This is a genomic window from Weissella hellenica (genome assembly GCF_005405545.1).
Classification (GTDB): Bacteria; Bacillota; Bacilli; order Lactobacillales; family Lactobacillaceae; genus Weissella; species Weissella hellenica.
The window spans coordinates 21,533-32,509 of the sequence record NZ_BJEG01000019.1 but is presented as its reverse complement, the minus strand read 5'-3'; the positions used below and the strand labels follow the sequence as shown (position 1 = coordinate 32,509).

The following is a 10,977-nucleotide window of genomic DNA, read 5'->3' as shown; positions in this document are numbered from 1 at the left end:
ACCCTACTAACTAAAAAAAACTTGCGAATCTGACAAAATTACCAGATTCGCAAGCTATATTTCACAAACTCTTTAATCAATTTCACGGATTTACAGGTTATTTAACATAAAACCCCAAAATTTTGCTTCGGTACCAACATCTCTCTAACCAGTAGTTACCCAATCCAATTTTTGATGTTCAGTTCAATAAGTTCCTTACAATATAAGTAGTAATCCTTGGTATAATTCATTGATTAAAGCTTAATTGAAAGGATATTGCTTGTTAATAATAGCGGAATATATGCTATCATCCTTCTTAAGATTTTCCCAATCTGACAATTTATAATTTAATTTATGAACCGGAGTTTTACTTAAAATATTTTCCGACCAATCTACATTAAATTTATTACCTAGGTTATTTCTAATAAGAAAAGAATTATTTCTACCTTGCCAAGGAAAGACATCTCTTTCTTTACCATCCTCTATCATATAGTCTGAATAGTACTGCTCTAAAAAGTCAATAAAAAAATAGAATGGAAAGCTTTTAAAATGCTGTAGCCAAAACATTGTTGTAGCTTGCATTATTTTTTCTCCCAAATGACTTGACTGCTTGTAGATTCTAAACCAACTTCCCATCACGGTAATTGGGCCATCCATTGGATAGTTAGACTTTATAGCATTAAAATTCAGTAACTGATCATAAAAATCTTCACTGACAAATAACGTCGCATCTACCCAAGCGCCTCCATATTTTGCAAGTAATGCAAACCGTAAATAATCTGAATAATTAGCTTTATTAGTATGGCTCAAATTAATTACATAATCGGGTAAATCAATATAGTCACCAATATTTTCATCTGACAAAACAATTAACGCCTCTTTAGGCACTACCTTTTTTAGTCTTCCAAAAGATGCTTTAACAATATCTGGAGCCTGTTCAAAACCTTGTCCCCAATATACAAACACAGGAAATTCAGAAAAACGATTTGTATCTTCAAATATTTTTGAAGATATTTGTTTTATAGATTCTTTATTTGCTTCAAAATAATCAGATAAAATGAGTTTCGACAATAAATGTTTATCATCATATTTGTTTATAAACTTGTGAATGTTTGATTGCGGACTAATTAATGCTTTTCTCTCTTCAAAAAAACCTCTACCGCCCTCGATATTGTTTAAATATTCAAACTGTAATCCTATATAATATTCATAAATCCAATCAAATACAACCTGAGAGTCAAAAATTATATCTCGCAAAATTTCACTAGCAAGATTATATTTTTCTTGTATAATCAAATCAATTATTGTGTGCTTTAGTGATAAATCTCTAGAGTATGTCGTTATTTTTGAGTAATAGTTTTCGTATATATTTTCTCTTTTTAAAGCCAATGAAGTTGTTATTTCTCCTTTTTTCCAAGAAGTATCAAATGCCTTTAATTCTAAAAATTCACCATCTTTATATACAACAAAAATCAATCCTCTAAAGTTTTTAAAACTATTCAGTAGACTCCTCCTATTTTTTTTATCAATCACTACGGGATTAAGATTACCATATTTTTTAGACCACCGAGTTGAAATTATGGAAATGTTTTCATCATCATAATCAATCTTTACTGATTTTTTTCAACTTTTTCAACTCTAAGTTTAGCATTTTTAATAACAGCCAAATATGCAAACCAATTATCATTTCTCTGACTTCTTTCTAAAAAAAAGTCAGTTTTCATGCCTAAATCCATCAATTTATCTGCTACATCCTGATTATAATAATTTCCAATTTGATCTCTACTAAAAACATATATATCTGTTTTTAATTTAATATCATTTAAATGTTTTAAATAATCAATATATTCTTCCAACACAATCACCTCCTGTCCACTACATACGTTTTACTTAAACATCCCAAATTAATTTAGTTTAGCTTAAAACGACTATCAAGTAATTGATTTATTAATGTTAACGATTCTGGAACAGTCTGATTTGCCAGCTGTCCATGCCATCTGATATTTGTATCCTCTAAGTTTATTTTTTTGAGAGTACTTCCTTCGTTTAATGGCTCAACACTATTCTCAAAAATTTGATTAACAGTTCCACTATTTGACAATACGATTTTCGAATACTTTTGTTTGGAATCATCCAAAGAATTTAATTCATCCACAAAACTTATCTTTCTTGTCCCTTCTAAGAAATGTGGGTCGTTTTTATTATTTAGAAAATAGCTAGCATCCACAACTGGATCTATTGAAACTACCTGGAAATCAAGTAATTTTCCATAATACAAAGACCCTAATCCTCCCCTAGAAAATCCATAAAAAACAACGTTTTCCTTTAAAACATTGTATTCTTTAATCTTTGCATATATAAAATTGACAATGTTTTTCTCATATTCTGGATAATTCACACTGGACATAAAGTACGAACCACGGGTAAGATTTACATCTGCAATTCTTATTAACAATGTATCCTTTACCAACGATCTTGATAAACTCTTAAATCTATCTGGTAATGCCTGTTCAGCAAAATTATCAGTCGCCCATTTGGGAGCAGACATTGGAGTAAAATAAAACAAAATTCTTTTAGGTTTATTAGATCCTGATAAACGTTTTTTATTAATTTCTTCCGTATACCATATATTATGTAATTTTTTCATATTAGATCTATAAAAATTACTCCGGTGTATCAATCGTTTTGTTCTCCCAAAACTTCCGTCTATAATATAATCCATTTGTAATAATTTACGCAAAATTATTTGTTTTTTCCCACTAGTTGTCTGATACGCTAAAGCGGCTCCATCCACATTTTCAAGAAGAATAATTGTATTTGGATCTTTTAATTTATTATCTGAATGTTCAAAATATCTCTCAATTTCATCAAAACAATTAAATTTAATATACAATGGAAATTCTCTAAAAAATTTCTTCGATATTTTTTCAAATTGAATTGATTGATACAAATAATAAGCTTGATTAAAGTATAAATCTGCAAAGCCCTTTTTCTTATTAAACTCTAAAGCGGAACAATTTTTGTCAAAATACATTAAATCAACATTGTCAAAATGATTAACAATATATTCTTCCAATTGATCTAAATCTTTATTCCTATTTGCCTGAATTTTTAAGTCTAGAAACTCTGTACCAGCATGACTTTTATCATTCCAATTTTCATCAACAATCACTCTATTAACATAACGAGGAGAATTGTATATTATTTTCAAACCTTTTTTTACTGTAAATAAATCAGAAAAAAATTTTTTTAATTGATTTTCAAAATTTTCATTTTTGAATTTGCTTTTAACAACATCAAATAATAAATCAAAAACTAATATATCTATATCATTAGCGCCAATCAATTCTATTAATTTTTGATAATTTTCTATAAAAAACTGGCCTGAAAATGTAGTAATATCTAAATTTTCATTATGAAAGTACATATTAACGCTGTCATCAAAAATAAATTGTGTAGCCTGACTACCAGCAACTAAAACATTAATCAAAATTTTTCTCTCCCCAAATTATTTCAGCAATTTGACGGCTTGCCGTTCCAACATCATATTGGCCGAATTTGTCTTTGAATGCTATTATTTTATCGCTATATTGGGAAGAAATTTGATCGAATTTATTTACCCAATTAATCAAATCTTTTTCATCCTGTACAAACGGACCTGGAGCATCTGCCTTCAAATCAAAATTTATCCCTCTATTTTTTACATACTCTTCATAATCAAATGCCCAAAAAATCATTGGTTTATTTAATAATGCATAATCAAACATAACTGAAGAATAATCCGTTATCACGGCATCAGAAATGATATATAAAGACTCGATACTTGCAGTTTCATCAGCTAAGATGATTTTACTTTGATATTTTTTGTCAATTCCGGTTAACTTTTCAAAATTATGATTTTTTACAACTATGATAGTATCATCATTCAAAGAATCGTACATATTTTTTATATTAAATAATTTATTAATATTTGTTGGGATTTTTTGATCTTGATTTCTCCATGTTGGTGCATATAAAATTATTTTTTTATTGACTGGTAGATTGTATTTTTGTTTCATTTCCTTTTTTTCATGATCTGAATATTTTTTAAAAAATACATCATTTCTTGGATAACCTGTTTTTAAAATTTTAGGGTGTACTTGAAAGGCATGTTGCGCATAGTTAGACACAAATTCACTTGGAACTACTAAATAGTCATAGTTATTAAACCTCCGGAGATATGAGTAATATGATGTATCCTTCCACTCATCTAGTACGTCAAATCCCATTGCTTTCAAAGGTGTTCCGTGCATTGTTTCCATTTCAACTTGTTCTGGTCTTTTATTTCTATTACGATCTGTCCAATTTACATCGTTTATAAAATATTTTGCCCGAGCTTGATAATACCAATATTCCTTAGTACCAAATGAAATAACCTTTGCATTTTTAAATTCCGTAAAACTTCTTAATTTATTTTGAACAACAATTACATTCTGCAATTCAGGGTAATTCTCTGAGACAAAATTAAATAAAGCCAACGGATTTCCACCAAACTTATTATCACGACCCCAATATGCCGACCACATAACAACATTATTCAGCACGGGCTGGTGTACCCATTTTGAATAACTACTTTCTAAAAAGCTTTCAAAAGCTCCCGTTTGTTCTCTATACAGCCTATTTGCAGTTCTCTGAATTGCAAAACCTCCAAATGCATATTTTTTTAGATATGCAAATTTCCATGTTAGTCCACTTATTTCCATAGAAGCGTCCAATAGTTCACTATTGAATAATCCCCAACGAACTAGTTCATCAGTAACGTAGCCATCTTCAAATTGAAGATGTGCATGAATATTCAACCATTTTTTATCTCCAAAACCATCTAATGTCAAGGGAATGACCAACTGATATTCATTGTTTGAAATTTTTTGGGTATCCCAAATAATATCTGGAAGATTGGGATCAGCTAAAATCTGAACAGAACTTGCTTCATTTTGCCACCCCACCAATCTAATAGTTAGGTATAACGTATTCCCCAAAATTTTTAAATCAGATATAAATGGGTATATCCACGTAATGCTTAAATTAGCTAATCCCCTTTCAGAATTAAAAACTTCAAAAGAAACATCGTTATCAAACTGCTGTTTTTCTCCAAAAAAGTATACGGGTTTTTGCACTGAACTGTTTTTTGTAATAAATTGCCATTTTTTTCTGTAAGTACTATCAAAATTATTAAATGACTCTTGAAATTTTAAAGGAATTTTAACTTGATTTCCGAATACATTAAGTGGTAATTCTTGATCTCCAGAAAATAGACTAACTTGCCCCAAAGAGTTGCAAATTTCAAATGTATCACTATCCTTAAGACTGATTACTGGTTCATCTTCAGAGTATGTTATTCGTAATTGCCAATCACTTCTGGGATAATCAATATGTAAAACAGTCCCATTTTCAGAAACATAAGGTTCTGGCCATATATCGGTAACTCTTTTCAAAGGATTACCGATAAATCCTTTGACCAAAATTCCGTCGACTTTTGCCTCTAATTCTAATTTTGCATTTTTTAGTACCTTCAATTGATGAAAGACTTCACTTGGTACACTCAATTCAAATAGTGAGTAGTCATAGTTAAAATCAGCACCATCCAATATAAAATGCGTTTTGTTGTACCCAAATTTTGCCGTGATTTCATGACTGAAACTAAAATTTACGCTACCTATATCTCTAACAATATACTGATTATCTTCTGACAGTAAATTAATCTTTGCATTATCGATTAAATTTATTGAAGACATATCTGACATTTCAGGAAAAAACCAACCCTTAACAACTAAATTGTCATTATGGTATACCGCATTTGTTACTTTTGTATTAACTTTAAAATCACAATCCTGAGCAGGCCGAACTGCGTCTGTTATATTGTTTTTCAACATATAAACATTATCAATCCACTCACCCTTATATTGGATACCATCTCTCAAATATAAAAGTGCAAACTTATCCCATTCTTCAAATGATATGGTATTTTTTGCTGTTTTAAAGAATATGAAATTTTTATAACTAACCTTATCAAAATATTCATTTTTGATTCCTAATAAATAGGATTTCAAAGTATTAAATAGGATTTGCCGATCTTCTTTAGGAATCAATGCATATTTTTCTTTTTTTAACATGGCTAAAATCCCCATGTTTAGTCCTTTCAGGACTAATTCTTCAATTACTTCCTTTGAAGCTTTATATTTTTTCAATCCATTCAAAGCAATCTGATTTACCTTGATACGATCCATTGTAGCTTTAATTCCCGTAGACTGATGCGTTATAGATCCCTCTCGCACTCGCCACATATATACTACTTGTTTTAAAACATCAATTCCATTTGCTTTTGCATATGCTGGGTTTACCATAGGAAAATCTTCATAAAGCACACCTTCTGGAAAGTAAAAATTATTTTTTCTCAAAAAGCCTAGCCTGTACAATTTATTCCAAGAACTAGCATCCCAAATTAATTCTGGGTGTTCATCCAAGCTGGTATGCTCATATGTGCCTAAAATAGCTTTCGCATGCAAATCTGGAGTCCATGTCTTTTTTGAATTAAACCTCAAGACATTTCCTGTAATAATCTCACTACCAGTTCGTTCAATAGTGTCCAGCATTAAAGAATAGCTATTTTCTGCAACAAGATCATCTGGATCTAAATAGGCAATATACTCTGCATTAGCAATACGTGTTCCCCTATTTCGGGCTGTACCCAGCCCACCATTCTGAAAAGAATGTACCTCAATAAATCCGGGATACTCTTTTGCAAAATTATTTGCAATTTTTAAGGTGTTATCTTCAGAGCCATCGTCGATTAAAATTATCTGTAACTCTTTTTCAGTAAGTTGTTGATTCAAAATACTATTTACTGCTTCTGTTAAGTAATCCTCAACGTTATACATAGGCACAACAACTGCAAGTTTTTTATTTTTATTCATTTCCCACATCCTCTAATTGAATTATACAAAAATATTATCATTTGATAGCGGATAGTCTGCTGTCTTTACATACTTGCTATTATTAACCGAATAAATAATTCGGATCATCTCGTATTCATGGAAGAGTTCTCCATAAGATACAAAAAGTTGTAATTTATTTTTATTTCTAAAAGGCAGTGGTATCATTCCCCTACCTCCAGCAGGTTGTCCATAAACAAAATCCACAATAACTTTTTCACTGAACTCAAGCGCTAGAACCCGATCATCAAGAATAGTTCCTCTAATATCTGGTTTTCTACCAGAATCTTCTGTGATTAACTTTGTTACTAAGTTTGACAAAGGTTGTGAAGCTCTTATCAAAAGATTGTTTTGTATATATATAAATTCGATAGAAGAAAATGTATGTTGTAAATTCCTATAACCTAATTCTACTAAAATTTCATTTTTGACAGGTACGGAACGGTATTCTATTTTCTTATAAACAGGTCGTTCTTTAAACCTTAGTAAAATGTCCAATGGAACCAAAGAATTATTTAGAATTATTTTAGTAATATCTCCATTTTTTGACCTATATATATTTTTTATAACACCTTCACTATTCCATTTAAAAACATAGGTTTTATTATCACTCACTTGACCAATTTGAAAAATTTCTTTCGATTCTGAGAAAACAATCCCTTGGAAAGACCCATTACTTCTTAATAATTTAACATCAAATGGTACTTTAAAAATTGGTAATGCAACGCTTTTAACGTCCAATAAGATAGTATTTGCATCCTTAACCGTGAATGGAATAGCTACTTTCATTTGATTGCGTTCAGCTAAAATTATGTCAGATGACACAATTTTGATAAAGTCATTTGATTTTACCAATAGTTTGTCATCTATTCTTGAAATCTTATCAATAATAAACTGTTTACCAATTTCAATTTTCAACATCAATCTTTTAAAAGATTTACTGCAATAGAAAAACTCTTTATCACTTGTATCCAGCTTAATATCAAAGTGTCTTTCAGAAAGGTTTACCTTGTTTGCCTGTTCAAATAAAAGTCGGTACCGCTTATTATTAATCACGGCAAAAATATCAATAACAGCATCATTAAAAATACCACAGTCCTTTAGTAATAAACTACCAATGATTAATTGATCATCCCGCTGTATAAAATTAATTTGATAGTCATCATGTTTATAGGCAGCCACAATACTATCAATTTTTACATTATCAATTAAATTCATTGCAATTCTACTGTCATCTATTAATCTAATATTATTTATTTTGACATCGCGAGTATTTTCATGAATACTTGATTGTGAAATTTTTATATCGTCCAACTTTGATACGTATCTTTTCATATATCCATTTTCTAAATAAACAATTTCCAATGAATTATACTTCTTCTTAGCCTGTTGTAAATCAAATGAAATTTCCAAATTTGTATCATTCTTTAGAAAGTTTAATCTTTTAAAAACGGGTCTTTCCTTGTATCTGAAATATGCCCCAAGAATTTCAACTTCTGAATCCAATACAAATCTCTTTTTAAAGTCTCCAGATTGTTCTATTTTATTTATAAAGCCGTTAGTTACCCACAAAAAAGGATAAACCTTTCCGTCCATAGCTTTACCTATTTGAACTGGTTTATTCGTTTTAATATCAATGGCTATTGATTCTTTTTTAGGTGAATTAGAATCGAAAAATATTAAATCATAAGAAATCAACTTTTTGAGATTTGATAATTTATTAATATCTAGTTTAATTGTAGTGGCATTTACTTTTTCATAACCCACCTTCTCTTTAAACTTAAACCTTTTAATTTCGATTTCAAATCCATCAGACAGTTTAATAAAATCATTTGATTGAATCAACAATTGTTCATTTTGATTCCAAATACTGTTAGCCTTAATTTTGCTTCCCACTATAGTTTGAAGCATCAAACGACTATAACTTTTGCTAAAATAAAAATACTCTGTATCATTTGTTGCTACATTTATATCAAAATGTCGTTCATTAAAAGACACATTCTTTGCATTTTCAAAGAACAACCTTTTTTTTTCTCCATTAACAATCACATAAACATCAAACTTTATTCTTCCTACTACCTTACACTCTAATAAATCTAGTCCATATATAGTCAGGTTCTGTTTTTGTTGACTAAATTTGAGATCTATACTTTTATTATTCCAAACCGCAACAATCTTCGATATTAAGCATGGCTCCATTAACAGCATACTTATAGATTCATTAGAGATTGTTTGAATATTTTCAACACGAATATCCTTTGTATATTTTTTTTTCTTATCAGAAAACCCAAAAATTGATTTAATATTTTTCATAACTCATAGAATCCCCATTCAATTCCCTAGTACTAATTTTCAACTGCAATTACATAGATTGTACCTATTTTAGTTCCTGCATTTAACTTCACATTTTTTAAACCTAAATTTAAAAATAAAGGTACTATTTCTTGATTATTGCCAAAGATTCTATTTTCAACATATAGTTTCTTATCATTCACTAAAGTACTATCTGGCTCAAAAATAACAATTTCACTATTCAAATTAGACTTTAAAAAAATATTAGTTTTTATTTTATTTGGTGACAATAACATTTTCAAGTCTGGATTATCCCGAAAACCCTTCAATTTTTTTGGTAATTGTAAAACATTAATTCCCTTAAAAAAAGGATTATTCACAGGTGAATCAATAACTATCTGTTCCGGTACGGTTACTAAAAACCCCGGCAAATTTTCTGCTCGTTTAAGAGTGATTTCTTGTCCTTGTTCGTTTAAAAATTTCATCCCACAACTCCACTTTTATCTTAAATTTCTAAGGGTTCTACTTGTCCAAAATGATCATTACGGCATACGTAAACTTGATCCTTTAGTGAAATATAATGTTTTAACCAAAGCTTATTAAATAGTTCACTGGTCATTGCATCTGACCAATTATCATCAAAATCTTTCACCGAAATCTGATTTTCTTTACTAAAGCGTATAAACGGCACATTATTTGAATTAAATAATTCTCCTTCTTTCAAAGATAATTCATCTAATTCACTGGTATAACGTAATGGCGCCGCATAATATTGGTAGATATTAGTTATTTTTAAGTCTGTTGGTAATTTATTCTTAGACAATAAATTGTCTAAATTTGCTTGGTAATTTTTATCTAAGACAAACCACAAAATTTCGGCTCGTTTTCCTTGCAACGATTGCTTTCTAATTTCACTAAACAACGATTGTCGCATTTTAGAGTCTTCAAACAAATTGTCAGGAAAAATAAATTTAACCGTCTTTCCAAATCGTTGTACTGGTGATTGATAACCATGACGCACAAAATCTGCCAAGGATTTAGCAATCTGCTTATGCACGGGCAAGGTGAAGTGGTCACGATCATCAACATATTCGTCCATATGATTGCCTAAATGATAATCCCGTATATCAAATATGGGTACATCACACTCTTCGTAAACCTCAATAAAGGCTGATAACATTTCCTGGTAAGTAAAGCCATTTGGACCTTCTAGATGCCAAGCCGGTTTGTGTTTCCGAAAGGCCAGCGTTTCTAGAATACCAACTAATTGAACATGACGATTAATCAATCTAATACGTTTTATGTTCTCACGTAGTTTTACTTTAACCTCATCTAATGTATGCAATGAACCATCTGGGTTTGGTTGCTTCCAGTCATTGTTACCATATGCAATAAGTACAACATCAGCCTGCTGAACCTCTTGACGGTAATATTGGATACTTCCTTCAAAACTATGTGTCCAACCCATTAGATGATCAAGGTGATGCTGGCCTTTAAATTGTCCCGTACCAGTTTCAGCAAAATTCTCCAACTTATGCGCATCCAAATAATAAGAAGCCAATTTAGCATAAACAGCATCACGATAAGGCGTTTCTTCTCTGACTAATTCTTGACCAGCTACAATACTGTCACCAAAAACAACCACGTTCATATTCGTCCAATCATTTCGAGGTGTTCTTTGTTTTATGAATTTTTTTAAAAGTGCTTTTGTTCTGCTTTTGACTTGCATACAGTT

General features: G+C 30.2%; 7 protein-coding genes. All 7 read right to left on the bottom strand.

Annotated features, from left to right (window positions below; translation table 11 throughout):
* Positions 1–240: 240 nt before the first annotated feature.
* Positions 241–1,512, bottom strand: a complete 1,272-nt coding sequence (locus tag FFM61_RS08555; protein WP_168388720.1) for a capsular polysaccharide synthesis protein — start codon at positions 1,510–1,512, stop codon at positions 241–243.
* Positions 1,513–1,589: 77 nt separating this feature from the next.
* Positions 1,590–1,835, bottom strand: coding sequence for a hypothetical protein (locus FFM61_RS08550; RefSeq protein ID WP_137604632.1), 246 nt, complete (start codon positions 1,833–1,835; stop codon positions 1,590–1,592).
* A gap of 53 nt (positions 1,836–1,888) precedes the next feature.
* On the bottom strand, positions 1,889–3,469 hold the full coding sequence (locus FFM61_RS08545; protein ID WP_074428047.1) for an XcbB/CpsF family capsular polysaccharide biosynthesis protein: 1,581 nt from the start codon (positions 3,467–3,469) through the stop codon (positions 1,889–1,891).
* Positions 3,462–6,932: a bifunctional glycosyltransferase/CDP-glycerol:glycerophosphate glycerophosphotransferase gene (locus tag FFM61_RS08540; RefSeq protein WP_074428046.1), complete on the bottom strand. Its 3,471-nt coding sequence runs from the start codon at positions 6,930–6,932 to the stop codon at positions 3,462–3,464. The genes FFM61_RS08545 and FFM61_RS08540 overlap by 8 nt, the downstream gene beginning before the upstream one ends.
* 21 nt (positions 6,933–6,953) lie before the next feature.
* Entirely contained in the window at positions 6,954–9,263 is a 2,310-nt protein-coding gene (locus tag FFM61_RS08535) for a hypothetical protein (RefSeq protein WP_074428045.1), read from the bottom strand.
* A gap of 32 nt (positions 9,264–9,295) precedes the next feature.
* Positions 9,296–9,727, bottom strand: a complete 432-nt coding sequence (locus FFM61_RS08530) for a hypothetical protein (RefSeq protein WP_074428044.1) — start codon at positions 9,725–9,727, stop codon at positions 9,296–9,298.
* 20 nt (positions 9,728–9,747) lie between these two features.
* The gene (locus FFM61_RS08525) at positions 9,748–10,971 is read right to left on the bottom strand and encodes an SGNH/GDSL hydrolase family protein (RefSeq protein ID WP_074428043.1); all 1,224 of its coding nucleotides are present in this window, start codon (positions 10,969–10,971) and stop codon (positions 9,748–9,750) included.
* Between the last annotated feature and the right edge of the window lie 6 nt (positions 10,972–10,977).